The organism is Paenibacillus sp. JT31N7, from assembly GCF_059692095.1.
Window position 1 is genome coordinate 1 of the sequence record NZ_JCAUAT010000001.1, and the last position, 25,162, is coordinate 25,162.

Genomic DNA, 25,162 nt, shown 5'->3' on the forward strand with positions numbered 1-25,162 from the left:
GTCCGCGCCAGTCGTCCGCGCCAGTCGTCCGCGCCAGTCGTCCGCGCCAGTCGTCCGCGCCAGTCGTCCGCGCCAGTCGTCCGCGCCAGTCGTCCGCGCCAGTCGTCCGCGCCAGTCGTCCGCGTCAGCCGCCGGCGTACTCGCTCCGGACGATCCGGACGTTCTCTTCGTGGCAGCCGTCCGTAAAGGCGGAACGATAAGCGTGCGCGTCCCGGAGCGCGAGCAGGGCATCGTCGTCATCAGCCTGAACGGCCCCGATCAGGCTTGCGAGGTACCGGTCCGCGTGCTCCAGCCGGCGGTCCATTTCGCGGACGTCCTCGGTCTCCTGCCCGTGCCCGGGCACAAGCAGCTTCAGGCCGTGGGCTCTGTAAACGTGCCGGACAGTGTCCAATGTCTTCTTATATGCTTTGGCGCTGTCATAAATGAAGGGAAGCTCGAAGTCCGATAAATAATCCCCGGCGATCAGGACGCCTAACGGCTCGACCACGGTCATCAGCCCGTCAGCCGTATGACCGGGTGCGAGATAGAAAGTCAGGCGGGTTTCGCCGAGCTGGAACACCTGGCCGTTTCCGGCCGCAGCGATATCCACATGCGGAAATTCCACGGGATAGCCTCTGTCGATATAGTGGCCGGCATCGAACGAAGTGATGAGGGCCAGCTTTTGTTCCTTGTCCGTGTGGTTGAGCAGCCCCTCACTACCGATGGTTACAGCTCCCGGGAACGCTTTATATCCGATGATATGGTCGAAATCGCCGTGAGTAAACAGCACATAAACCGGCCTTTCGCCCCGCACGGCTTCGACATGCTGCCGGATCTCTTCGATCTCCCGAGGCAGCCAGTTCGGATCGGCGATCAAGACGAGATCATCCGTTACGATCACAGTCGAAGTTGTTTTATAGATCGCGCTTTGAAAGACAGTTACCTGTCCGTTGCGATACTGGATCATACGCTTCACAATCTCCTTGCTCCATGGACGATGTGCGCCCGGCATTTAAAAGAAATTGTAGCATCCGAAGACGGAGAAAGAAACCGGGTGGACTCACCTTTTGGAAGAAACCTTTTTATTTACCGCCGGATGAAAAAAGATACCGCTTACCTGCGAAATGAGTTATGCTTAGGGCATGACGAACTTTCTCAATGAATGGAAAACCCAACTGCTCGCATACAGCCGGAACATTCGTCTTTTTTTCGTGTTTATTTTCGTGTGGAATACGGGTCTCGGCATGTTCGGGCTCATGTACAATTTGTACGTCCGCGCGCTTGGCTACGATCAGACGATGGTTGGACAGTTGGTCGGGATGACGGCCATAGCATCCGCAATCATATTAATCCCGGCGGGAATAATGAATGACAGATTCGGGCCCAAGCGGATCGTATCTGCCGGTCTCTTTTTTGTGCTGCTGGCGCTGACCGCCCGCTCTCTTTTCGAGTTTAAAAACGCCCTGCTCGTCACCTCGTTTCTCGGCGGAATGTCGCAGGCGGTCGTATCGGCTACGATTATCCCTTTTATGGCCAACAATTCGACACCCCGGCAGCGGGTTCACTTGTTCAGCTTTAACATGGCGCTAAGTATGTTCGCAAGCGTGGCGGGAAATATGCTGGGCGGTGTTTTGACGGACATGTTCCAGTTTGCCTTCGGCATCTCGGAAGTGATCAGCTTAAGAACGACTTTGCTGATCGGCGTCGGAACGATGGCGCTCGGACTCATTCCCGTGCTTTTGTATACATCGGAAGCTTCCGGTGAAAAAGAGAAAAGAGAGGATAGAACGGCCGGCGCCAAAACCGGCTGGCGGCAAACGGCATCAAAGCATAAGTCTTCGCTTCAGGTTATCGCGCTGTTTGCGTTTTTAAGCCTGCTTACTTCGACGGCGGGCGGGATGATCGTTCCTTATCTGAACGTGTATTTCGAAGACAGATTCGATGCTTCCAAAACGATGATCGGCTTTATCGTGTCGCTGGGCCAAGGGGCGACCGCACTTGCATTCCTGCTCGGCCCCGCCATTGCGCGCAAAATCGGCGAAGCGAGAGCGGTCGTCCTGCTTCAGCTGAGTTCGATTCCTTTTCTGCTGATCACGGCATACTCGTCTAATTTCACATTGGCGAGCGTAGGGTACTTGTTCAGACAGGCGCTTATGAATGCGGCGAATCCTTTTTACAGCACGATCAAAATGAAGTACGTCGACCGCTCGATGCGGGGACTTGCGTCCAGTTCCGGGGAAGCGATGTTCAATCTGGGCTGGTTTCTGGCCTCTCCGGTCAGCATGGGACTAGTGGCGACGTACGGTTCTTACTACGGTTACGCGTACGCCTTCAGTATTACGGCAGTCGTCTATACCGTGATTTGTATTCTTTTCCACGTGTTTTTCGGCAAAGAACGCTTCAAGCCGGCGGAGGAAGCCGAACAGGCAGGCGGGTAACAGATGCTAGGAGCGGGATGCTTCCGATAGGAGGTGTCCCGTTTTTTTATTATACGTCTTTATTGCCAAGGATTGACAGAAATAAGAGGGATGGCTATAATCATAACATACTAATATTATCGGTTTAATCAGATATCGACCAGTTCACTGGAGATACGGTCTTTCCCGGAGGAAAGCTGTGTCTCCTTTTTTTGTGGAGCAGAATAGGCTGGGCACCGGAGAGGCAGCTAAACGCGACTTAAAATCAATGAAATGGAGAGAACTTATGATTTCATCCAGACGTAATTTTCACCTGGCAGTCTTGTCTGCATTTATTCTCCTTATCGTATCCGGCTGCGGGGGAAACGCGGAGAATACCGGCAGCGCAAATCCTCCGGCCTCCGAAAACGGAACAGCCGGCCAAGGCGGCACGTTTACGTACGCGCTTGCCGGATCGCCGTCCGGACTCGACCCTAATGTGGTTCCGGCCGCACTGGATTACCGGGTTATGCGCTCCATTTACGACAGTCTTGTCGTCCAACTGCCCGATCAGTCCATCAAACCGTGGCTTGCCGAGGAATGGAAGGTTTCACCGGACGGAAAAGAGTATACGTTCAAGCTGCGCAAGGACGTTAAGTTCCATGACGGCACTCCTTTTAATGCCGCTGCCGTTAAAGCCAATTTCGACCGGATCGTGAATCCGGCTACGAAATCCCGGTTTGCCGTTACCCTGCTGGGACCCTACGAATCGTCTGAAGTGGTCGACGAGTACAGCGTAAAGGTGCGGCTGAAATCCCCTTACAGCGCGTTTCTGAGTTCGCTCAGCCAGGCTTTTCTCGGAATCGTTTCACCGGCGGCCGCCGAGAAATACAAGGACCAGCTTACGAAAAACCCCGTAGGCACCGGCCCTTTCAAATTTGTGAGCTGGACCGAAAATTCGGCCGTCACACTGCAGCGCAATTCCGAATACAAATGGGCGCCGGAACTGGCGGCCAATAAGGGCGCACCTTACATAGACAAGCTTGTATTCAAAATTATTCCCGAAGAGGCGACACGTATCGGAAGCGTACAAAGCGGGCAGGTTTCGGCCGGAGAGACGGTGCCTCCCCAAAATTTCGTCACTCTCAAGAAGGACCCGAACGTGCAGCTTTTCCAGGCGGAATCTACGGGCATTCCCTACACGCTCATGCTGAATCAGGATCATGCGCCCTGGAACGAGCTGGAGGCCCGAAAGGCCGTCCAGTTGTCGATCGACTTCGATGCCATCGTCAAGACCTTGTATCTAGGGGCCTATACGCGAGCCTGGTCTCCGCTGACGCCCTCCGTACTCGGCTATGATGCCTCCCTGGAAGGAGCCCTGAAACCCGATCCCGAAGAAGCGGGCCGCCTGCTTGACGGGCTGGGCTGGATCAAAGGGGCGGACGGAATCCGCGAGAAAAACGGCAAAAAGCTGACGATCCATTACATCGACGCGTCGCCGAACAGGGAGAAGCGCAACGACATTGCGGCGATGATCCAGCAGCAGCTGAAAAAATCCGGAATCGCCGTGGAAGTCGAAATTTTGGCCGACACGACGACAGCTCTGATGGTCAAGGGGACGAATGATCTGGTCGGCGTCAGTAATGTTTCGGGCGATCCGGACATTTTGCGGAGCTTTTTTCACACGAATGCCATTCCGAAAGACGGGAAGTGGGGGCACAACCATACCCACAAATCCGATCCAAAGGTGGACGCCTGGCTGGAAGAAGGGCTTAGAGAGCAGGACCCCAAGAAGCGGGCGGAGATTTACAAGCAGGTTCAATCGTATCTGATCGAAAATGCTTACGGATTTCCCGTGTACGTATTTCCGTATACCGTCGCAGCCGGGAAAAACGTGAGCGGACTTAAATTCGATTCGCTGGGATATCCGTTGTTCTATGATGTAAGCCTGAAAAAATCGTGACGGGGGGAAGCCGGCTTGATTTACGCGATCGCAAGAAGACTGGTTTCTTCGCTGCTTGTCATAGGAGGCGCTTCGGTTCTCGTCTTCTTTATTCTGTACCTGCTGCCGGGAGATCCGGTGCTGATGATGCTGTCCGGTACGTCCGCCTCCCCGGAGACGGCAGCGAATCTGCGGCATCAGCTGGGCTTGGATCAGCCCGTGATCCGGCAATTTCTCGTCTATGCCGAAAATCTGCTGCGGGGGGATTTCGGGAAATCCCTCGTTAACGATGACCCGGTGCTCCCCAAAATTTTAGAGCAGTTTCCCGCAACGGCTCTGCTTACGGCAGCGGGTACTTTCCTGGCGGTTGTGACGGGAATCTGGCTCGGCGTGCTTTCGGCGGTACACCGCAACGGCTTCATTGATTTTGCGGCCCGCATCGTATCGCTGTTCGGAATTTCCATGCCGACTTTCTGGTCGGGCATACTTCTGATCCTCGTTTTCTCCGTCCACCTGAACTGGTTTCCGGCCGTAGGCTCGGAAGGGTGGGAGTCGCTGGTTCTGCCGGCGGCTGCGCTTGGACTTGTAGGATCGGGTTTTATCGTGCGCATGGTACGGAGTTCCATGCTTGAGGTTATGAATGAACCGTTTATTACCACTCTGCGTTCCAAAGGGCTTAGCGAAAGAGTCGTCATGTACCGGCATGCGCTGCGCAGCGCCCTCATTCCGGCTCTTACCATGATCGGTATCCAGATCGGGGAACTCATGGCCGGGGCCGTCGTGATCGAAACGGTTTTTTCCAGACAGGGGATCGGCAGGCTGCTGGCTGGAGCTATCCTGTCCAAAGATCTTCCGGTCGTACAAGGCGTCGTTTTCTTCACCGCAATCGTGTATGTCCTTGTGAATGTGCTCGTGGACTTGTCCTATGCATTCATCGATCCCAGAGTGAGAAGGGCAGCCTGATGCAGACAGCCGAAAAAGAGACGCGTGATAAGGGGGAAGCCGTATGAAAACTGCAGCCGAAGTGAACTATTTACCGGAACAGCTCGCCCGGGAACGGAGCCGGGAACCGGGACAAAGACGGAGGATCTCGGGCTTTTTGCGGCTAGGCGACCTTCCGTATTATGCGGCTCTCTTGATCGTTTTGGCGATTGCGCTCAGTGCAGTCGTGCCGCAATGGCTGGCGCCTTATCCGCCGACGGAAATGAATGCGGACGCCCTGCTCCAGAAGCCGGGCTCCGCCCACTGGTTCGGGACGGATTACTACGGAAGGGATGTGCTCAGCCTTCTGATATACGGGGCAAGAGATTCTCTTCTGATCGGCGCAGGCTCCGTCGTCATCGGCGGGACCGCAGGCATGCTGATCGGCAGTCTGGCAGGTTATATCGGAGGGTTTGCGGACGGAGTGCTTATGCGGATTATCGATGTGCTCATGGCCATACCGGGCTTGTTGCTGTCGCTGGCCATTGCGGCCGCTTTGGGGCCCAGTCTGCTCAATATTGTACTGGCCGTCAGCGTATCGCTGGTGCCCAAATTTGCCCGGGTAGTCCGCAGCCAGGTGATCAGCATCAAAAGCCGTCCCTATATCGCTGCGTCCCGGTCTATCGGTGCGGGCGGCTGGCATATTTTCGTGAAGCACGTGCTTCCTCACGTTCTGTCCCCGCTGCTCGTCATGGCGACGATAGGGATCGGAACGTCCATCCTGATCGGCTCCGCGCTTAGTTTCCTCGGGCTTGGCGTGCTTAAGGAGATTCCGGACTGGGGAACGCTTCTTTCGCAGGGCAGAGGCTATTTGACCGTTGCTTGGTGGAATGCCACTTTTCCGGGACTGGCGATTACACTTCTTGTGCTGGCCGTCAATCTGCTGGGAGACCGGTGGAGAGACGTGCTGGATCCGAAGCAACATGCAAAATGAATGTTTGCAAATCCGGCGGGTTCACTCGATAAACACGGAATGCGAAGATCGTGTGCGGCAAAGTCGGATGCCGATAGAAAGACGCGGCCGAAATAAAAAACTTCAACCGTTTGGCGGCGGACCGGAGGGAACAATTATGGCAAATCCGATTCTGGAAATGGACCGGTTGAGCGTGGAATTTACAAAAGAAAATAAGAGCCTGACGGCACTATCGGAAGTCAGCCTGCATATCAGGCCCGGAGAGACGCTGTGTCTCGTTGGGGAATCCGGTAGCGGCAAAACGATTTTGTCCAAAGCGATCCTCCGTCTGGTGGAGTTTGAAGGGGGGCGCATTACGCACGGCACCATCCGGCTGGGACAGGAAGACGTGACCCGGCGTCCGCAGAAGCAGATGGGCGCAATCCGCGGAAGGAAGGCGGCGATGGTATTTCAGGAGCCCATGTCGGCGTTCGATCCGCTCTTCCCGGTAGGGAAGCAAATCGCCGAGGCTTATCTTCGGCATAACCGTTGCTCCTACAAGGAGGCTTGGGAACACGCCGTCCGGCTGCTTCATAAAGTCGGCATCCCGGAGCCCGGACTGCGGATGAAACAGTACCCGGGCGAGCTGTCCGGGGGACTGCTCCAGAGGGCGATGATTGCGATGGCGCTGTCTTGCGGTCCCGAGCTGCTCATTGCCGACGAGCCGACAACGGCGCTGGACGTAACCATCCAGTCGCAAATCCTGGAGCTGCTGAAGGAGATCCAGAAAGAATACGGCATGTCGATCCTGTTTGTCACGCATGATTTGGGCGTGGCGGCGGAGATTGCCGACCAGGTCGCCGTTCTGTACGCGGGCGGAATCGTCGAGATCGGCGAGGCGGATGCGTTGTTCCGGACACCGCTGCATCCTTACACGAAAGGACTCATCGGCTCCGTCACGGGTTTGGAGACTCCTCGGGGCAACCGGCTTCCTTCCATTGAAGGAAGCATTCCCTCGCTTGCCGAGCTGCCGTCCGGCTGCCGCTTTCACCCTCGCTGTCCGCATGCCGTCCAGAGGTGCGCACAGTCCGTACCGCCTCTGGAAGAGATTGCCGGACGCGAAGCGGCGTGCTGGCTTGCCGGTGAACTCCGGCAGGAGCGGGAACGTGAGGCGGCGGAAGCTTACCCGGAAGGTTCCCGGGCACGGACGGAGGTCCCGTACGCCGTGATCCGGCCCGCCGCCGGCGGATCGGATCTTCGAGAGGAACACACCGCTGCGGAAGTTTCCGGCGACCGGACGCCGTTGTTTTCCGTACATGGCCTTCGGAAAACATATCGGCTCGGAGGCGGGTTTCTGCGCCCGCCCAAAGGTACGATCTATGCGGTCGACGACGTCACCTTCACGATCCGGGAAGGAGAGACGTTCGGCTTGGTCGGCGAGTCAGGCAGCGGCAAGTCGACCCTCGGGCGGGCTTTACTTCATCTGGAGACGCCTACGGAAGGGGAAGTTCTTTTTGCCGGAAAAGAGCTTTCCGCCATGTCTCCTTTAGAGCTGCGGAAAGCGAGAAAGCAGATGCAGGTCATTTTCCAGGACCCGTACGGCTCGCTCAATCCGCGCTGGACGGTCGGGCAGTGCATCGGTGAACCTTTGGCGGTGCACGGGACACACCGGGGGAAAGAACGCAGGGATAAAGTCGCGGAGCTGCTGGCGTCAGTCGGACTGCCTCGTTCGGCAAGCGAACGGTATCCCCATGAATTTTCGGGGGGACAGCGTCAAAGGATCGGCATCGCCAGAGCGATGGCTTTGCAGCCCCGGTTTATTCTGGCCGATGAGGCCGTATCGGCTCTGGACGTATCGGTACAGGCCCAGATTCTGAATTTGCTGCAGGATCTGCGCCAGAGAGAGAATCTCACGTATCTCTTTATCGGGCACGGTCTTCATGCGGTCCGGCATATGTCCGACCGCATCGGCGTGATGTATCTGGGCAAGCTTGTGGAAATGGCTCCGAGCGACGAGCTGTTCCGCCATCCGGCCCATCCGTATACCGCCGCTCTGCTGGCATCCGTCCCGAGGCGTGACCGCACCGGTTCACGGGAGAGGATCCGGCTTGCGGGCGAAATTCCCTCCCCGGCCAACCCGCCGTCCGGCTGCCGGTTCCATACGCGCTGCCCGGCGGCAACGGCGCTGTGCCGGGAGGTTCAGCCCGAATGGATAGAGGTGGGCCCGGGACACACGGCGGCCTGCCATTATCCGCTATAAAACGGTTTTCTGCTAAAGGTTTTAGAGGTGAGGTGACGATTATGGGAGATATTTTCCGGTTGGCGGAGGAAAGCGACACCGGGCAGCTGTTAGAGCTTGTCGAGGGGGCTTATCAAGCCATCCGGGATCTGAATATCGATTTCAGAGCGGCCTCCGCGGATTACGACTTTATCCGGGCGAACAGCGCCGAGAACGCGTGTTACGTTCTGGAGCGTGACGGACGCATAAGCGCAACCCTTTCGCTGAAATACATGGAAGAAGTATCCGTGTATCCGTTCTTGTATATGCTTGCCGTTCACCCGGCCGAGCAGTCTCGAGGGAAGGGCAGCCGCCTTCTCCGATACGTGGAGGAAGAAATCGTACGGGATACGCTGCTCTCGCCCGCTTCGACGCTGGCAACTTCACGGAAGCATCCCTGGCTTCTTCCCTTTTACGAGCGGAAAGGCTACCAGCCTTTCTACGAGAGGGATCTCGGGACCGACGACAAACTGGTTTTCCTGATCAAAAATCTTCGGAGCGGGTCCGTTACGGATTCGGAAAGTTCTGCACATCCATCCGGCGAAGCGGGATCAGTGCCGTATTCTTTGCCCCGGGATCTGAAGAAAAATTGAAGTGGAGGAATTTTACGGTGAAAAAAAGAGATCGGATTACTTGGCTGATTGTACTGGCCGCTTTCATGACCGGCTTATCGGCCTGCGGAGCGCCTGCCGCCTCTCCGGCATCGTCGCCGAATCAGGGGGGAGCACCCGGCAAAGGAGCGGACTCCGGCGAAAAGACCGTCTATATCGGGATCGTGAACGCACCGATAACGCTCAGCCAGATTAACGACCAGGGCGACTCCGCTTCGGATAACGTTATCGCGCTCCTCAACGATTCGCTGCTGAATTTGAGCGACAAATTTGAATTTACTCCGAAGCTTGCGGAGTCCGTCGAAACGAAAGACAATCAGACCTTTGTCGTGAAGTTGAATCCCGCTGCCAAATGGAATGACGGGAAACCTTTTACCACAGCGGATGTCGCCTTTACGCTCCAGACCGCCCTGCACCCGAAAGTCGAGACGTACTTCAAGCTGAATTTTATCGAAGGGCTGAACAATGCAGGCAAGCTGGAGGAAGGGAAAACGGAAATCAGCGGTCTCAAAATCGTGGACGATCATAAGTTCGAAGTGCGGACGAAGACACCGGTCGACCCGCTTCTATTTAAAGAACGATTCGGAACGAAAGTATTTTTCCTGCCGAAGCATATCCTGAAAGACGTTCCCCCCGAACAAATCGCGACTCATCCTTACTTTCAGAAGCCAGAAGTAACGATCGGGGCGTTCAAATTCGCCAACTTCGTAAAAGGCCAGTATGCCGAGGTGGTCAAAAACCCGAACTATTATTTGTCCCCGGCCAAACTCGACAAAATTTTTATTAAAGTGCTTCCGGCCGCCAATCTGGTGGCACAGCTTCAAACGGGCGAAATTCATATGAATTCGCTGCCCGTCGGTCTTATTCCGATCACGGAATACGAGAAAGTCAAGGCGCTGCCGAACGTGGAGCTTACGACGAGCAATCCGTCCATTCCGCCCGAGCTGTTTTTCAATACGGCGACTATCGGCGACTCCCGCGTACGTCAAGCCGTCGCTTACGCGATCAACCGCAAGCTTATTGTCGATCAGCTTCTGAAAGGCCAGGGCGAAGTGATTGACGGCGGCATTCCGAGCTATCACCCCAATTTCAACAAAGACATCCAGCCATACCCCTACGATCCGGAGAAAGCCAAAAAGCTGCTCCAGGAGGCGAAATGGGATACGAACAAGCCCATCCAGTTCCTGATTCCGGTGGGCAACAAAGTGCGCGAGCAGGCCGCGGATATTCTCGTCCAGAATTTGCAGGCCGTCGGTTTGAAGGTTCAGGTTCAGAAGTATGATTTTGCCACGCTGATCCAGAAAGTGCGCAAAAAAGAGTTCGATCTTACTATCTTCAACCGGGACTTTTACATTGAACCGAGCTCGTATTTTACCCTGTACAAAAGCGACAGCTCGAGCAATTACTACAGCTACAAAAATCCGAAGGTGGATGAGCTGATTACGAAAGGGGAGAGTGAGTCCGATCCGGCGAAGCGGCGTCTGATCTACAACGAGCTGCAAGCGGTCATCCATGAGGATGTGCCGACGCTCGCGGTTTATTCGGAGAAACGTCTGCTTGCCGTATCCAAAGATGTTCGGGTCGGGAGACCCCGGGATATCGGGATGTACAACAATACGAACGAATGGGATTTAAAAAAATAGAAAGGCGTGAGGGCGATGGGAAAGCGGCACTTGGTGGAGTGGCTGGACGGCCGTGCGGAAAAATTCGAGGAGCTTGCGCTGCGGATCTGGGAAGAGCCTGAAGTCGCGTATACGGAGGCGTACGCCTCCAAGCTGCAAGCCGCTGTGCTTCAGGAAGCCGGATTCACGGTCCGCTCCGGTATCGGGGGCGCGGCGACGGCGTTCGTTGCCGAGTACGGCAGCGGAAAGCCGGTCATCGGCATCCTGGGGGAATACGACGCGCTGCCCGGCTTGTCGCAGAAGGTGAGCGCCGAACGGGAAGCCCTCGTTCCGGGCGGACCCGGACACGGATGCGGACATAACCTGCTCGGCACGGCCGGTGTAGCCGCCGCCGTTGCTTTGAGCCGCCGCATCCGCGAGGAAAAGCTTCCGGGTACGGTCCGCTATTACGGCTGCCCGGCCGAAGAAGTCATCTCGGGCAAAACGTTTATGGCCCGGGAGGGCGTGTTTGACGACCTTGACACGGCGCTCACGTGGCATCCCGGCAGCTCCAACATGCCGTGGAACGTGCCGACGTCGGCTCTGACGTCCGTCGAGTTTTTTTTCAAGGGGCGGGCGTCCCATGCGGGCAGTTTCCCGCATTTGGGCCGCAGCGCGCTGGATGCCGTGGAGCTGACGAACGTCGGCGCCAACTATTTGCGCGAGCATGTAGCGGACGGCTCCCGGATTCAGTACACGATCACGAACGGCGGACAGGCTCCGAATATCGTGCCGGAAGACGCGAGCGTCTGGTATTTCCTGCGGGGCTCCAGCCGGGATCATGTCGACGAGCTGCTCCGCCGTCTGCAGAACATCGCCCGGGGGGCTGCCCTGATGACGGATACCGAGGTGACGTGGGAGATCAAGGCGGGCGCGTACGATCTGAACGTCAACCATACGCTCAACGATCTGCTTTACCGGCAAAAAGACGAGGCGGGCCCGCTTTCGTTCACGGACGAGGATGTCCATCTGGCCGCCGCACTCGTGGATACGCTGCCTCCCGACTTGCGGGAGTCGGCACTGAGGCGCCGGGAAGAGCTCGGACTTCCCGCCGGGGAACTGCTGCCGGCCGGGTTCGTGAACGTGAAGCCGGCGCCCAAAGCCTTCGGCGGAGGCTCGACGGACGTCGGCGACGTCTCGTGGATTGCGCCGGTCGGGCAGATCATCACCACGTGCGCGCCGTTTGGCGTGCAGGTGCATACGTGGCAAGCGACGGCGTCCTTCGGCTCGCCGATCGGCCTCAAAGGCATGCACCTTGCGGCCAAGCTCCTGGCACTTGCGGCCTACGAGCTGTTGACGGACGGCGGGGTGCTGCTGGCCGAGGCCAGGGCGGAGTTCCTGCGCGCCACGAACGGCCGCAAGTATGTGCCTGCCATACCCGGCGATGTTCAAGCGCCGGTGCTTGTCTGAGTAAACCGTCGTCCGCAAGGTGCTGCGCAAGGCTTATGCGATGCGAGGGCTGTTCCGCCGCATGAGGTTGACCGCCTTTTTGCGGCGCAGTAGTTTCCGCTGGAAAGCCCTTTTGCGGGAACGGCAAATTTTAACCGAGGAGGGATGCAGGTATGCTGCCCGTGCTGGAAATTCACCGTCTTCAGACCGTCTTCAAGACGGGACACGAAGAAGTAACGGCCGTGGATGAAGTCAGTTTTCAGCTTCTGCCCGGCGAAACGGTCGGGATTGTCGGCGAGTCCGGCAGCGGCAAAAGCGTGACGGCACTCTCGGTCATGAGACTGCTGGGCAGAAGCGGCCGCATTGAGAAAGGCGACATCCTCTTTCAGGGAAGCAACTTGGCGCTGTCGTCCGATCCGGAGCTTAGACAGATCCGGGGACGGGACATGTCGATGATTTTCCAGGAGCCGATGAGTTCGCTCAATCCGGTTTTTACGATCGGGGAACAGCTTCTGGAGGTCATCCGGCGGCATATGGATTTTTCCCGCAAAGAAGCGCGGGCCTATGCCATTGAAATGCTCGGAAAAGTAGGACTTCCCCGAGCCGAAGTCCTTATGAAATCTTATCCGCACGCGTTGTCCGGCGGCATGCGCCAGAGGGTCATGATAGCGATGGCGCTCGCCTGCAAGCCGAAACTGCTGATCGCCGACGAGCCGACTACGGCGCTGGACGTGACCATTCAGGCTCAAATTTTGGAGCTGATGAAGCAGCTTCGCGAAGAGAGCGGGGCCGCCATCATGCTGATCACGCACGATCTGGGTGTCGTCGCCGAGATGGCGGACCGGGTCGTGGTGATGTATGCGGGCCAAATTGTGGAGGAGGCGGATGTTTTCACGCTGTTCCGCGAGCCGCTGCATCCGTATACAAGAGGGCTGCTCAACTCCATGCCCAGAATTAGCGGAGACAGCGGACCGTTGGAGGCCATTCCGGGGACGGTGCCTTCCCTGAACCGCATGCCGGAAGGCTGCCGGTTTTATGCCCGGTGCGCCTGGGCTTCCGCCGTTTGCGCAGGAGAGCAGCCGGAACTGACCGCTCTGGAGGGAGGCCGCCGGGTCCGGTGCTGGGTCTCCCAGGTGGAGGGCACGCTGCCCGAAAAACCGGTCCGGAAGGAGGCTGCCTTATGAGGGGCCGGCCGGAAGTTCCTGCGGCGGACGATGTGCCCCTCCTTCAAGTCGAGCATCTGAAAACGTACTACCCCGTCAAAAGCGGCGTTTTCTCGCGCACGACAGGCTACATCCGGGCGGTGGACGATGTAAGCTTGACCATCCGCAAAGGAGAGACGCTGGGCCTTGTGGGAGAATCCGGCTGCGGCAAATCCACAATCGGCCGTTCCATCGTACGGCTGGAAAACCCCACTTCCGGGCGGATCCTTTTTCGAAACGAGGATATTACGATCAAGACCCGTCAGCAATTAAAGCCGGTAAGGACGCGGCTGCAAATTATTTTTCAAGATCCGTACTCCTCCCTAAATCCCCGCAAAAGAGTAAACGAGCTGCTGGCCGAGCCGTTCATCGCCCACAAGCTGGCGGATAAAAAAGACATTCCCGCGCGCGTCGGCCGTCTCCTGGATCTGGTAGGGCTGCCCCGCGGTTCGGGAAACCGGTTCCCGCATGAGTTTTCCGGAGGGCAGCGGCAGAGAATCGGCATTGCCAGAGCAATTTCGTTTGAACCGGAACTGATCGTATGCGATGAGCCGGTTTCCGCACTCGACGTGTCAATCCAGGCCCAGATTCTGAATCTGCTCGGCGACCTGCAGAAGGAATTAAAGCTGACTTATTTGTTCATCGCTCACGGGATAGGGGCGGTCAAATATATCAGCACCCGGATCGCGGTCATGTATTTGGGCAAAATCGTTGAAATCGGAAGCAAGGAGGAGCTGTTCCGGAATCCGAAGCATCCGTATACCCGGATTTTGCTGAATGCTTATCCGCCGCCCGATCCGGAAGCGCGTTCGGCGGGCCGGATCTTAATCCGCGGCGATGTGCCGAGTCCGGAACATCCGCCGTCCGGGTGCCGGTTTCATACGCGCTGCCCGTATGTCCGGGACTTGTGCAGGACAGCCGAACCGGCGCTTGGCGCGGAATCTCATGCGGCCGCCTGTCATTTTCCGCTGGAAGAACCGGCAGGCCTCCTGTTTTGAGCTAAGATGCAAACGATTCGGCGGAAAGGGAAAGGAGGGAGCTTCGCTTATGCTTCCGTATACGATCCGGCGGATTCTGATTGCCGTTCCCGTTTTATTCGGCATCACGGTCATTAATTTTTTCCTGATCAACATGGCTCCGGGCAACCCGGTCGACATGCTTATCGATCCCACGATGCCCAAGGAACTGCTGGACGCGCGCAAAGAACTGCTGGGCTTGAACGATCCTCTGTGGATGCAGTATCTAAAGTGGCTCGGCGGCCTGCTGCACGGAGAGCTGGGGTATTCGTTCAGCTCGTATGCACCCGTAAGCACCTTGATCGGCGAAAGACTGGGGCCTACGCTGGGACTTGCGGCGGCTTCGCTGGCTCTCGGCCTGCTGATCGCCGTACCCGTCGGAATTATTAGCGCGGTCCGGCAAAATACAAAATTTGATTATTTCATGACGGGTCTGTCCTTTATCGGAACCTCGATCCCGCAGTTTTTTTTCGGACTCAGCCTGATTTATATTTTTGCCGTCCAGTTAAGAATTCTGCCGACGGGAGGAATGTACACGCTGGGAGCCGGCGGGGGCGTCTGGGATCTGATCCGCCATATGATTCTTCCGGTCTTTGTGCTTGGCGTTTTTATCGCGGGCAAGAAGGTCCGGTACGTGAGGGCGAGCATGCTTGACGTGCTGAAGCAGGACTATCTTCGGACCGCCCGGGCAAAAGGACTGCATCCTTTTATCGTCACGAACAAGCATGCGCTCCGTAACGCGCTGATCCCGATGATTACCGTCATCGCGATGGAAATTCCTCTTCTGCTCGGAGGAAGCATTCTCATCGAGCAAATTTTCCAGTGGCCGGGGATCGGCCAGTTAACCATTCAATCGATTCTCTCCAGGGATTATCCCACGCTAATGGGGCTGAACCTGGCTGCGGCTTGTATCGTTCTGGCAACGAATTTGCTGACCGATCTTCTGTACTCCGCAGCGGATCCGCGCATTCGTTACAATGGATAGGAGGTGGAAGCTGTGGCGCTAACCGAATGGAAACTGAGTGAAACGAATTTCCACAGCGGAGCGGCAGAGACGGAATCCGAGCCGGATTCGCCGAGACCGTGGCGGCAAACTTGGCTGAAGTTCAGACGGCATAAGCTGGCCGTAGCCGGATCTGCCGTGACTCTGCTGCTGATTGCCGTCGCCCTGCTTGCTCCGGTTATCGTCCCGTACGATCCGAAGGAAGTGACCGGCGTCTTCTCGGCTGCTCCTTCCGCGGAGCACTGGCTGGGTACTGACCAGGTCGGCCGCGATGTATTCAGCCGGCTGGTCTATGCGACCCGGGTTTCACTGATCGTCGGTTTCGCTTCGGTCTTTCTGTATGTGACATTCGGAACACTGGTCGGTCTGGTTTCGGGTTTCTTCGGAGGCTGGCTGGATATGGTGATTATGCGAATTACGGATATGTTCATGGCGTTTCCGTTTCTGATGGTTATCCTGGTCGTCGTGGCGGTAATGGGCTCGGATATGAGCACAATCATCCTGGTACTGGCCTTGTTTTCGTGGCCGGGTGTCGCCCGTCTGGTCCGGGGAAGCGTCCTGACGATCAAGCAGCTGGATTATGTCAGAGCGGGGATAGCCCTGGGCTACGGCACACCCCGTATGCTTTTCCAGCATATCCTGCCGAACGCTGCCGGCCCCATTATCGTCCAAGCTACATTCGGCGTTGCTTCCGCCATTATGAGCGAGGCGGGACTCAGCTTCCTGGGCATGGGCGTTCAGCCGCCGACCGCCAGCTGGGGCAATATGCTCACGGACGCCCAGTCTCTGACCGTGTTGACGGAACAGCCCTGGCTCTGGATTCCGCCGGGGTCCATGATTCTGCTCGTTGTTCTGAGCATAAACTTTGTCGGGGACGGACTGCGCGACGCCCTGGATTCCCAGCCGTAAACAAGTGTATCCGCACGAGCCTCTTTTTCCGCCGCAGGCGGTAAAGGAGGCTTTTTGAGGATGTGCGGAGCTGCCTGTTTCCCTTTGTTGGAGGGAAACAGCTTTTTTACGGTTCTTTTTGCATATGTGCGGGTTTGTTGGCTTTTAATGGAGATTTCGGTAAACTGGAGTGTACAAGAAGAGGCAAAATTGTTGCGAAGCAGGTGCATGGATGACGGAAATTCACATTCTTATAGCAGACGACGAGAAAGAAATCAGGGATCTGCTAAAGACGTATCTGGAGAGAGAAACATACATAGCGGACACGGCTCATAACGGGGAAGAAGCGCTCCGGCTTGCGGAGGAACGCTCCTATAGTTTAATCGTGCTGGATCTGATGATGCCGAAAGTAGACGGGATCGAGGTGTGCAGAAGGCTTCGCCAGACGTCGAACGTGCCTATCTTGATGCTGACGGCCAAAGATCAGGAAGTGGATAAATTAGTCGGACTGAGCATTGGAGCCGACGATTATATCACCAAGCCGTTCAGTATTCACGAAGTGATCGCCAGGATCAAGGCTCATTTGCGAAGATACAAGGTGTTAGGCAGCGAAAACGGCCTCGCCGGGGAAACGGCCCTATCGGCCGGGGATCTGAAACTGGACCCGAAGAAGTTCATGCTGTCCAAGGACGAGGAAGAGATCGCTTTAACGGCTAAAGAGTTCGAACTGTTGAAATTTTTTATGACGCACCCCGAGCAAGTATTCACGAAAACTCAAATATTCCGCCAAGTCTGGAACAGCGATTACCTGGAAGACGATAATACGGTCATGGTCCATATCCGCAAGCTGCGGAAAAAAATCGAGGAAGATCCGTCCGATCCGAAAAGAATCGTAACGGTATGGGGGATCGGATATAAATTCGCAGGAGAGAGATATGAAGAGAGATCCCGTTAAGCTGCTCGGTATCATCCATTTGATTTTACTGGCGGCTCTGGCCTGGATTACGGCAGTCGGCACCCCGAACGGTATGACCGGCGGGGTGCTGTTTGCTGCGCTTTTTGCTTCCGCAGCCGGGCTGCTCATGTCCAGATTCCGTTATACCGCCAGACTCCGCGACCTTAACCGTCAGCTGGCAAGGGCGCTCCAAGGAAACGTGAACACCCGGATTTTGGCGAACGACGATCCGGCTCTGAACGAAGTCATTTTCTCGGTCAATGAATTGATCGGACAACTGGACAAGCTCCAGGTTTACACGATAAAAACCGAGGCGGGCCGCAAAAGGTTCCTTTCGAATATTTCGCACGATATCCGCACTCCGCTGACGTCCATCATCGGCTACATGGATGCCCTGAAAGACGGGGTGGCGGCAAGCGAGGAACAGAAGCGGCAGTATCTGGACGTTCTGGCCCGGAAATCCGGCGCCTTGAAAAAGCTGATCGACGAAGTGTTTCTGCTGGCTAAACTGGACGCCGATGAAATCCGGCTTCAGCCCGCCAGGCTGGATCTGGCCGAAACCATCCGCGAAGCTGTCATCGAATTTCTGCCGGAGCTGCATAAAGCGGGGCTGGAGCTTGTTCTCCGGCTCCCTGAAGAAGTTTGTCCCGTCGTCGCGGACCGGGTCAGTCTTCTGCGGATGCTGAATAATCTGATTCAAAACGCCGTCAAGCACGGAGCGGAAGGGAATAAGCTCGGCCTGGAACTGTCCCTGGCGCAGGGGAAGTACTGCCTGACGGTCTGGGACAACGGAGCGGGTATTCCCACAGAGGAACTCGGCCTCGTCTTTGACCGGATGTACAGGACGGATGAGTCGAGAAGCCGGGCCGGCGGCGGGAGCGGGCTGGGGCTGGCGATTACGAAAGCCCTTGCCGAAAAGCATGGAGGAACGCTGGGAGCGGACAGCGAGCCGGGGGTACGGACCGCTTTTTACCTGACTCTGCCGGAAATGGGCAATGGACTCCAGCCTGAGGACGACATTTTAAGAAACAATTAAGAACTTGTTAAGAGGCATTTAAAATCGGCTGCTTATCCTGAATAGAGACAGAGAAAAGAACCATACGGAGCAGGAGGGAACCATGAGCGCCATTATCAGAACAACGGGATTGACCAAAACTTACGGAGATCAGAAAGCGGTGGACCGCCTGGATCTGACCGTCGGGCAGGGGCAGATTTACGGCTTCCTGGGACGCAACGGGGCGGGGAAAACGACCACGATCCGGATGCTGCTGGGTTTGATTAAGCCCACGGAAGGACAAATCGAAATTTTCGGTGAAAATTTGTTCAAGCAGAAACGAAATCTTTTGAGAAGGATCGGTTCGATCGTCGAGCATTCGGGCTTTTACGAAAATTTGACCGGTGCCGAAAATCTCCTGATCAACGCGAGGCTGATGGGCGTCCATAAGAAAACGGCGATCCAGGACGCGCTGGAAATCGTCAGCCTCCACCAGGAAACGAAAAAGCTCGTCGGACAGTATTCGATGGGCATGAAGCAGCGTCTCGGCATAGCGAGAGCCGTCCTGCATCATCCGGAGCTTCTTATTCTGGACGAACCGACGAACGGGCTCGATCCCATCGGGATCAAGGAAATCCGAAGGCTGATCAAATCGCTCGCCGAGGAAAGGAAAATGACGATTCTCATTTCCAGTCATATTTTGCCCGAAATCGAACAGCTGGCCGATCAGATCGGAATCATACACCAGGGACGGCTTTTGGAGGAGATTTCCTTCCAAGAACTTCGGACGCGCAACCGCAAGCATTTGGAGTTTCAGGTGTCGGACGACAATAAGGCGGCTATGCTGCTGGAGAAAGAGCTGGACATTCACGATTACGAAGTCCGGGGTGAAGGCAGAATCCGCGTTTATTCCCATATCGGCCGTCAGGCCAGTCTGAACCGGTTGTTCGTGGAGAACGGCATCGACGTTTCCCGCCTTACGATCAGTGAAGACAGGCTGGAGGATTATTTCATCAAGCTGATAGGAGGCGGAACGATTGGTTAATCTGCTGTATACCGAACTTTTGAAATTAAAACGCGCGAAAATGTTCCTGGTCAGCGTCATTGGAGCCTCCGCCGCGCCTGTCCTTATGTTTATCGGATTTCTCAACATGAAAAGCGAAAAACCGGACACATCCGTCACGTACGAGATCTCGTTCTACAACACGAACATGTATGTGCTGCTGCTCAGCGGTACTCTGCTGTACGGCGTCATAACGGCCTATCTGTTCAACCGGGAATATGTCGAGGACACGATGAAAAACCTCTTGACCATTCCCGTATCGCGGACAAGTCTGCTTTTTAGCAAACTGCTCATGCTGCTGATCTGGATCGTTGCGCTGACGCTTGTATCCTGGGGAATGACGTTCGTATTCGGACTGATCGGCGGATTCGACGGGCTCACGATCCACGTTATCTTGTATTCGCTTGGCCGGTATCTGATCGGGGCGGTTCTGCTCTTCCTGCTGTCGACCCCTTCGATTCTCATTACGTTCTGGTTCAAAAATTACGTGCCGACCATTATTTTCACGGCGATTGTCACGATGGTGAACGTAGCCCTGGTAGACAAGAAGTACAGCGCCCTGTTTCCCTGGTCGGCGGTTCACGTGATCGCCAATAAAGCCTACGTGCCCGAATACCCGGTTCTGTATTCCGTCCTTGTCATTCTGGCCGCATCTATCGCCGGATTGGCGGCAACGATTATTTACTTGAACAAATCGGACATTCAATAAAAGGAGCATGCGGCTATGAATCTATGGGAAGCTTTTGCGGCGTTTGTACTCGGACTGGTCGAAGGTTTTACGGAGTTCGCTCCGGTTTCTTCCACCGGCCACATGATTATCGTGGATGATGTCTGGTTCCAGACCAAAGATTTGTTCACTCCCCAGGCGGCCAACACGTTCAAGGTCGTCATTCAGCTCGGCTCTATACTGGCCGTAGTCGTTCTGATGTGGGACCGCTTTATGAACCTGCTCGGACTTAAAAAACTGCCGGGTCAGGAAGAGGGAGGTCCGCGCCTTAACCTTCTTCAGGTCATCGTGGGACTCATTCCTTTCGGTGTCCTCGGTGTTCTCTTCGAAGATTATATCGACGAGTATCTGTTCTCCACGCGCACGGTCGTCATCGGTCTTGTACTCGGAGCGGTCCTGATGCTGGTTGCGGAATGGCGGCGGCCGGCCGTCCCCCAGACAGATACGGTGGACCGGCTGACGTATAAACAAGCGCTGGGCATGGGCTTGTTCCAATGTCTCGCCATGTGGCCGGGTTTCTCCCGGTCGGGTTCCACCATTTCCGGAGGAGTGCTTCTGGGGCTTGGCCATAGGGCGGCGGCCGATTTTACGTTTATTATGGCCGTTCCCATCATGGCCGGCGCAAGCTTTTTGAAGCTGCTCAAAAGTTGGGATTCGATTCCGGCGGAGGCCATCCCTTTTTTCGCCGTCGGCTTTGTAAGCGCCTTTGTGTTCGCCCTGATTTCCATCCGCTTCTTCCTGAAGCTGATCAACCGGATTAAGCTTGTTCCGTTCGCGATTTACCGCTTGGCGCTGGCGGCTGTTATTTACATCGTGCTGCTTTAGACGGCTGAAAATTGTGGTTGTTTTTTGTTTAAGCCGGGTGATATGATCGGATTAGTTTAGGAACAAACCTCCAACTATACATATCCCGGAAGGAAGAGAACTTCACATGCCACTAATCGATCTGCCATTGGAAAAACTGAAAGAGTATCAGGGTAGAAATCCGCGACCGTCGGATTTTGACGAGTACTGGGAGCGCGCGCTGGCCGAACTGGATTCCGTGGACCCTCAGGTGGAACTGATTCCGTCGGACTTTACAGTCCCTTACGCCGAGTGTTTCGACCTCTATTTTACCGGTGTAAAAGGAGCACGGATTCACGCGAAATACGTGAAACCGAAATCAGACGGCAAGCCGCATCCGGCGGTTCTTCAATTTCACGGATACACCGGTCATGCCGGTGATTGGTTGGAGCGCCTCCCTTACGCCGCGCTCGGTTACTCGGTAGCGGCTCTCGATGTGCGCGGTCAAGGGGGAAAGTCCCAGGATATCGGCGGAATTGCGGGCAATACGCATCACGGGCACATCATCCGCGGACTGGATGAGCATCCCGACGAGCTTCTGTTCCGTCATGTATTCCTGGATACGGTCCGTTTGGCACGGATTGTGATGGATTTCGAGGAAGTGGACGGCAGCCGGATCGCCACGATGGGCGGATCGCAGGGCGGAGCGCTGGCACTCGCTTGCGCGGCACTGGAACCGCGGATCCGCAAGACAGCGGCCAACTTCCCGTTTCTGAGCGACTACAAACGCGTTTGGGAAATGGATCTGGCCAAGGACGCTTACGCGGAGCTGCGTACGTATTTCCGCTTCTTCGATCCCCAGCACAAACGGGAAGAGGAAGTGTTCTACAAGCTGGGCTATATCGATATCCAGCACCTGGCTTCCCGGATTACGGCGGATATTTTGTTCGGCATCGGCCTGATGGATACCGTGTGCCCGCCGTCTACGCAGTATGCGGTGCTGAACAAATTGAAGGCGCCGGTACAGTTGGAGATCTATCCCGATTTCGCTCATGAAGGCCTTCCGGGAATGAACGATAAACAATTTATGTTTCTTCAGCAGCTATAAGATTAACGCGAAGGCCGGGGATTTTTCCCTTGGCCTTTGTCCGTTTCCGGCCTATAATCGTTAGTAAGTCAGGCATCACTACGGAATAAAGCGGGGGAGGACTCGCCGTGTACAAACTGAAACCTTGCCAGGAGCGGGCACTGGAGGCTATCGAGGCCAAAGCAGCGGCGGCGCAGCCGCATGCGAATGAGAAGGCCGCCGGGATTTTGCGCGAGGCGGATTTCGACGCTTTGTCCGCGGAAGAGCTGTGTGAAGCGGTTTTGGCCTGCTCCCGCGTCACGCTGAATTTTCACCCGGACCGGCTGGTCGCGGGCGGCCGCACCGTTGCGGAAGGGCTCCTGCAGGACGGCGAGTACCGGAGCCAGTTCGAAACGCGCATCTCAAACGGCAGACTGAGCGCTTATCCGGGCGGGGATCGCGACCGCTGGGAGCGGAGTCTGTTCGGGGGCGCCTATCAGGCGGAGGACGTGCAGCCGTGCGACCGCCCGAAATACGGAGCGCTCAACGTGATGCGCTATGCGGACGGGGCGTCGCCGCGCTTCGGCTCCTGTCACTTCCGGCTGAATGCCGGCGTCCTGGACCGGTGCACGTTTACCTACGGGGACAGTCATGCGCAGCCGGAACATGCGGGCACCCGCAAGGTGTTTATGCCGGTGCTGGCGGCTCTGCTCGAAGAGGTGCGGATCACGGGCTCGGCACTCGCTTCGGAAGCGCGCGATGCGGGTGCGTTTGCGGCCCGCTGCTTGGCCGCTTCGAAGCTTGACGGCGAAGACGGGATGCCCGGTTCCGCCGGTGGAATCGGCCGCGCCCTCGATGACTACATCGAAGCCCAGATTCACGGGGCGATCCGCATGGACTCCGATGTAGAAGCGCTCGTTGCCGACCCGTCATTCCGGGGCACGGCCACCGGCGCGCAGCTTGCCGCGCTCAGCGAGGCATACGGCATCCCGCTCTGCTGGCACCCCGGCTTCCGGCTTGCCGCCGAACACGTGCCGGACGATTTCCGCGGTCCCGTTATGCCCCCGCTTGCGCGACGAGTCGCTGCTGTGTCCCGCGGAACGGAGGCGGCAGCCCCGGACGGGCTTGATGCAGCCGCGATCGGCAGAGCCGCGGCCAGTCTGCATCGCCAGCCGGAAGCATGGGCGGACTTCGGAACCCGGGACGAGGTGCTTCAATATTTGAAGCAGCTGTGGCATGTGCTCGTCCGTTACGGCTGATTGCCGGGATCGGAAGTTGCTTTACCACAATAAAGCGACTACGCATTAAACCGGCAGCTTGCTTTTATTTTTCCGATTGAGTTAGAATGATTAAAATTACTTGTTGAACAGGCTGAGAAGGAGAGAGTAAGCGGATTGACGTTTATGACAGGAACGGACTGCCACCGACTGAGAGCGTCCGAGAAAATGTCCCCGCCGAAGTTCACTCCGGAGCCGGTACCTGATGGACAGCCGCAAGCGGCTTACTCTAGGGTTACCCGTATTCCCTTCGTTACAGGGCCGAAAGTGAGAGGACCGAACTTTTTTATGCAGTCCGTTCTCTCGAATAAGGGTGGTACCACGACTTCTCGTCCCTTGCGGAGGAGAGGTCTTTTTTTATTTTCTGGACATAAAAAGGAGAGATTACGATGGCAAAAGGAAATTTAGACGCACTGCGTGAACGGCTGGATACGATTAACGGTCAACTGCTTGAGCTGCTTTCGGAGCGGGCTGAGATTGTTCAAGAGATCGGTCAGGAGAAGGAACGCCAGGGAGTTCCGAAATTCGATCCCGTCCGCGAGAAGAAAATGCTCGATGAACTGGTGGCGCTCAATAAAGGCCCGTTCAGCCACGAGACGGTCCGGCATTTATTCAAGCAGATTTTCAAGGCGTCGCTTAACCTCCAGGAGGAAGGCCAGAAGAAACATCTGCTTGTAAGCCGCAAAAACAAGAGAGAAGACACAATCGTTACGCTGGGAGACGGGGTTGCGGTAGGAAACGGCAAGCCTGTCATGATCGCCGGCCCGTGCTCCGTCGAAAGTTACGAACAGGTCCGTCAAGTCGCGGCTGTACTGAAAGAAGCCGGTGTGACGGTTATGCGCGGAGGGGCGTTCAAACCCCGCACATCTCCTTACGATTTCCAGGGCCTTGGCATCGAAGGGCTGAAAATTCTTAAAGAAGTGGCCTCTGAATTCGGCCTCAAAACGATCAGCGAAATCGTCGACCCGGCGCATATCGAAATCGCCTGCGATTACATCGATGTGATCCAGATCGGCGCGCGTAATATGCAGAACTTCGAGCTGCTTAAAGCGGCCGGCGACGTGCGTGTCCCCGTCCTGCTGAAGCGCGGTCTGGCGGCCACGCTCGATGAGTTCCTGAATGCGGCCGAGTACATCGTGTCCCGTGGCAATACGCAGGTGATGCTGATCGAGAGAGGAATCCGCACCTACGAGAAGGCGACGCGCAACACGCTCGACATTTCGGCCGTGCCGATCCTCAAGCAGGAGAGCCATCTGCCGGTCCTTGTCGACGTCACCCACTCTACGGGACGCAAAGATATTTTGGCGCCATGTGCGAAAGCGGCGCTTGCCGCAGGTGCGGACGGCGTGATGGTCGAAGTTCATCCGGACCCGGCTACCGCCCTTTCCGACGCGGCCCAGCAGCTGAATTTCAAGGAATTCGAAGAATTCTACAAAACGGTAACGGAATCCGGCTTGTTTTAAGGAGCCCGCGCCCGCATAGCGGGACAGTCACAAAAAGAACCAGCGGAGCACATTCTTTCTTTGCGGAAAGAAGGGGCCGGCTGGTTCTTTTTTTCAGACGAGACGGTAATCGTCTATTTTTTCGCCGTCATCCCAAATTTCCAGGAACAGCGCATCGCAATCTTCAAAATCTTCCGGTTTAAGCGCGAGTGCCTTCTCTTCGTCCGGCGTCACGCACACATTCTCCGTACTCTCTCCGTTAAAAGAGAGAACCACATAGATCTTCATCGTCCATTCTCCTTCTTGTAGCGTAGCGTCCTCCTGCTATTATAAATTTCTTGGTCGTTTGAAGCAAAAACGGTTGAGGATGCTTGATTGTGTATGTTAGTTTAGACACGAGCCCAGCTCTTCGAAAACGGGACGAAACTTAACCAGCGTATGCCTATAATTTTTAAGGTTAGAACCATTATAATCATTTTCTCCCCATGGTACGGATTGACAATTTGCCGCGAAAGAACGTATGATGGGTACAATTATTCGAAAGGAGGCCGGAAACAATGACATTTACCATCTCGCACACTCAATTGAACAGAGAAGTCCATTTCACCGGTCTCGAC

22 protein-coding genes are annotated in these 25,162 nt (G+C 56.1%); 20 read left to right on the forward strand and 2 right to left on the reverse strand.

Annotated features, from left to right (window positions below):
- Window positions 1-124: 124 nt before the first annotated feature.
- Entirely contained in the window at window positions 125-946 is an 822-nt protein-coding gene (locus AC58P5_RS00005; RefSeq protein WP_497383799.1) for an MBL fold metallo-hydrolase, read from the reverse strand.
- 175 nt (window positions 947-1,121) lie between these two features.
- On the opposite strand from AC58P5_RS00005, the gene AC58P5_RS00010 reads away from it, so the two are divergent.
- From AC58P5_RS00010 to AC58P5_RS00105, 20 genes are all read left to right on the forward strand, one after another.
- On the forward strand, window positions 1,122-2,417 hold the full coding sequence (locus AC58P5_RS00010; RefSeq protein ID WP_497383800.1) for an MFS transporter: 1,296 nt from the start codon (window positions 1,122-1,124) through the stop codon (window positions 2,415-2,417).
- A 265-nt stretch (window positions 2,418-2,682) separates the two neighbouring features.
- The gene (locus tag AC58P5_RS00015) at window positions 2,683-4,338 is read left to right on the forward strand and encodes an ABC transporter substrate-binding protein (RefSeq protein WP_497383801.1); all 1,656 of its coding nucleotides are present in this window, start codon (window positions 2,683-2,685) and stop codon (window positions 4,336-4,338) included.
- Between the two features lie 15 nt (window positions 4,339-4,353).
- Window positions 4,354-5,280: an ABC transporter permease gene (locus tag AC58P5_RS00020; protein WP_497383802.1), complete on the forward strand. Its 927-nt coding sequence runs from the start codon at window positions 4,354-4,356 to the stop codon at window positions 5,278-5,280.
- 43 nt (window positions 5,281-5,323) lie between these two features.
- Window positions 5,324-6,232, forward strand: a complete 909-nt coding sequence (locus AC58P5_RS00025; RefSeq protein WP_497383803.1) for an ABC transporter permease — start codon at window positions 5,324-5,326, stop codon at window positions 6,230-6,232.
- A 136-nt stretch (window positions 6,233-6,368) separates the two neighbouring features.
- Window positions 6,369-8,450 (forward strand): ABC transporter ATP-binding protein, encoded by a 2,082-nt coding sequence (locus tag AC58P5_RS00030; RefSeq protein ID WP_497383804.1) that lies wholly within the window; start codon window positions 6,369-6,371, stop codon window positions 8,448-8,450.
- Between the two features lie 41 nt (window positions 8,451-8,491).
- Complete coding sequence (locus tag AC58P5_RS00035; protein WP_497383805.1) at window positions 8,492-9,061, forward strand: GNAT family N-acetyltransferase; 570 nt, start codon at window positions 8,492-8,494, stop codon at window positions 9,059-9,061.
- 17 nt (window positions 9,062-9,078) lie between these two features.
- Entirely contained in the window at window positions 9,079-10,722 is a 1,644-nt protein-coding gene (locus tag AC58P5_RS00040) for an ABC transporter substrate-binding protein (protein ID WP_497383807.1), read from the forward strand.
- Between the two features lie 15 nt (window positions 10,723-10,737).
- Window positions 10,738-12,150 (forward strand): amidohydrolase, encoded by a 1,413-nt coding sequence (locus AC58P5_RS00045; RefSeq protein WP_497383808.1) that lies wholly within the window; start codon window positions 10,738-10,740, stop codon window positions 12,148-12,150.
- A 152-nt stretch (window positions 12,151-12,302) separates the two neighbouring features.
- Complete coding sequence (locus tag AC58P5_RS00050; protein WP_497383809.1) at window positions 12,303-13,313, forward strand: ABC transporter ATP-binding protein; 1,011 nt, start codon at window positions 12,303-12,305, stop codon at window positions 13,311-13,313.
- A complete protein-coding gene (locus tag AC58P5_RS00055; protein WP_497383810.1) occupies window positions 13,310-14,329 on the forward strand; it encodes an ABC transporter ATP-binding protein in 1,020 nt (339 codons plus the stop codon). Before AC58P5_RS00050 ends, AC58P5_RS00055 begins: the two co-directional genes overlap by 4 nt.
- A gap of 49 nt (window positions 14,330-14,378) precedes the next feature.
- Entirely contained in the window at window positions 14,379-15,332 is a 954-nt protein-coding gene (locus tag AC58P5_RS00060) for an ABC transporter permease (RefSeq protein WP_497383812.1), read from the forward strand.
- A 12-nt stretch (window positions 15,333-15,344) separates the two neighbouring features.
- Complete coding sequence (gene opp4C, locus AC58P5_RS00065) at window positions 15,345-16,259, forward strand: oligopeptide ABC transporter permease (protein WP_497383813.1); 915 nt, start codon at window positions 15,345-15,347, stop codon at window positions 16,257-16,259.
- A gap of 211 nt (window positions 16,260-16,470) precedes the next feature.
- The gene (locus AC58P5_RS00070; protein ID WP_497383814.1) at window positions 16,471-17,193 is read left to right on the forward strand and encodes a response regulator transcription factor; all 723 of its coding nucleotides are present in this window, start codon (window positions 16,471-16,473) and stop codon (window positions 17,191-17,193) included.
- Window positions 17,174-18,229 carry a sensor histidine kinase gene (locus tag AC58P5_RS00075; RefSeq protein ID WP_497383815.1) on the forward strand — a complete coding sequence of 352 codons (1,056 nt, stop codon included), beginning with the start codon at window positions 17,174-17,176 and terminating at the stop codon, window positions 18,227-18,229. The genes AC58P5_RS00070 and AC58P5_RS00075 overlap by 20 nt, the downstream gene beginning before the upstream one ends.
- Window positions 18,230-18,311: 82 nt before the next feature.
- Window positions 18,312-19,232: an ABC transporter ATP-binding protein gene (locus tag AC58P5_RS00080; RefSeq protein ID WP_497383816.1), complete on the forward strand. Its 921-nt coding sequence runs from the start codon at window positions 18,312-18,314 to the stop codon at window positions 19,230-19,232.
- Window positions 19,225-19,959, forward strand: coding sequence for an ABC transporter permease (locus AC58P5_RS00085; RefSeq protein WP_497383817.1), 735 nt, complete (start codon window positions 19,225-19,227; stop codon window positions 19,957-19,959). Before AC58P5_RS00080 ends, AC58P5_RS00085 begins: the two co-directional genes overlap by 8 nt.
- 15 nt (window positions 19,960-19,974) lie before the next feature.
- The gene (locus tag AC58P5_RS00090) at window positions 19,975-20,802 is read left to right on the forward strand and encodes an undecaprenyl-diphosphate phosphatase (protein ID WP_497383819.1); all 828 of its coding nucleotides are present in this window, start codon (window positions 19,975-19,977) and stop codon (window positions 20,800-20,802) included.
- A 106-nt stretch (window positions 20,803-20,908) separates the two neighbouring features.
- Window positions 20,909-21,868 carry an alpha/beta fold hydrolase gene (locus AC58P5_RS00095; protein ID WP_497383820.1) on the forward strand — a complete coding sequence of 320 codons (960 nt, stop codon included), beginning with the start codon at window positions 20,909-20,911 and terminating at the stop codon, window positions 21,866-21,868.
- 107 nt (window positions 21,869-21,975) lie between these two features.
- Complete coding sequence (locus AC58P5_RS00100; RefSeq protein WP_497383822.1) at window positions 21,976-23,085, forward strand: DUF3626 domain-containing protein; 1,110 nt, start codon at window positions 21,976-21,978, stop codon at window positions 23,083-23,085.
- Between the two features lie 407 nt (window positions 23,086-23,492).
- Complete coding sequence (locus tag AC58P5_RS00105; RefSeq protein WP_497383824.1) at window positions 23,493-24,566, forward strand: bifunctional 3-deoxy-7-phosphoheptulonate synthase/chorismate mutase; 1,074 nt, start codon at window positions 23,493-23,495, stop codon at window positions 24,564-24,566.
- 93 nt (window positions 24,567-24,659) lie between these two features.
- On the opposite strand, the gene AC58P5_RS00110 is transcribed toward AC58P5_RS00105, so the two are convergent.
- Entirely contained in the window at window positions 24,660-24,833 is a 174-nt protein-coding gene (locus AC58P5_RS00110) for a hypothetical protein (RefSeq protein WP_497383825.1), read from the reverse strand.
- Between the last annotated feature and the right edge of the window lie 329 nt (window positions 24,834-25,162).

What these genes read in the sequence shown, in the direction of transcription:
- AC58P5_RS00110 (WP_497383825.1), bottom strand. Translation starts at nt 24,833, where the DNA reads ATGAAGATCTATGTGGTTCTCTCTTTTAACGGAGAGAGTACGGAGAAT.
- AC58P5_RS00090 (WP_497383819.1), top strand. Translation starts at nt 19,975, where the DNA reads ATGAATCTATGGGAAGCTTTTGCGGCGTTTGTACTCGGACTGGTCGAA.
- AC58P5_RS00045 (WP_497383808.1), top strand. Translation starts at nt 10,738, where the DNA reads ATGGGAAAGCGGCACTTGGTGGAGTGGCTGGACGGCCGTGCGGAAAAA.
- AC58P5_RS00080 (WP_497383816.1), top strand. Translation starts at nt 18,312, where the DNA reads ATGAGCGCCATTATCAGAACAACGGGATTGACCAAAACTTACGGAGAT.
- AC58P5_RS00060 (WP_497383812.1), top strand. Translation starts at nt 14,379, where the DNA reads ATGCTTCCGTATACGATCCGGCGGATTCTGATTGCCGTTCCCGTTTTA.
- AC58P5_RS00095 (WP_497383820.1), top strand. Translation starts at nt 20,909, where the DNA reads ATGCCACTAATCGATCTGCCATTGGAAAAACTGAAAGAGTATCAGGGT.
- AC58P5_RS00070 (WP_497383814.1), top strand. Translation starts at nt 16,471, where the DNA reads ATGACGGAAATTCACATTCTTATAGCAGACGACGAGAAAGAAATCAGG.
- AC58P5_RS00035 (WP_497383805.1), top strand. Translation starts at nt 8,492, where the DNA reads ATGGGAGATATTTTCCGGTTGGCGGAGGAAAGCGACACCGGGCAGCTG.
- AC58P5_RS00050 (WP_497383809.1), top strand. Translation starts at nt 12,303, where the DNA reads ATGCTGCCCGTGCTGGAAATTCACCGTCTTCAGACCGTCTTCAAGACG.
- AC58P5_RS00030 (WP_497383804.1), top strand. Translation starts at nt 6,369, where the DNA reads ATGGCAAATCCGATTCTGGAAATGGACCGGTTGAGCGTGGAATTTACA.
- AC58P5_RS00015 (WP_497383801.1), top strand. Translation starts at nt 2,683, where the DNA reads ATGATTTCATCCAGACGTAATTTTCACCTGGCAGTCTTGTCTGCATTT.
- AC58P5_RS00025 (WP_497383803.1), top strand. Translation starts at nt 5,324, where the DNA reads ATGAAAACTGCAGCCGAAGTGAACTATTTACCGGAACAGCTCGCCCGG.
- AC58P5_RS00075 (WP_497383815.1), top strand. Translation starts at nt 17,174, where the DNA reads ATGAAGAGAGATCCCGTTAAGCTGCTCGGTATCATCCATTTGATTTTA.
- AC58P5_RS00010 (WP_497383800.1), top strand. Translation starts at nt 1,122, where the DNA reads ATGACGAACTTTCTCAATGAATGGAAAACCCAACTGCTCGCATACAGC.
- AC58P5_RS00105 (WP_497383824.1), top strand. Translation starts at nt 23,493, where the DNA reads ATGGCAAAAGGAAATTTAGACGCACTGCGTGAACGGCTGGATACGATT.
- AC58P5_RS00055 (WP_497383810.1), top strand. Translation starts at nt 13,310, where the DNA reads ATGAGGGGCCGGCCGGAAGTTCCTGCGGCGGACGATGTGCCCCTCCTT.
- AC58P5_RS00005 (WP_497383799.1), bottom strand. Translation starts at nt 946, where the DNA reads ATGATCCAGTATCGCAACGGACAGGTAACTGTCTTTCAAAGCGCGATC.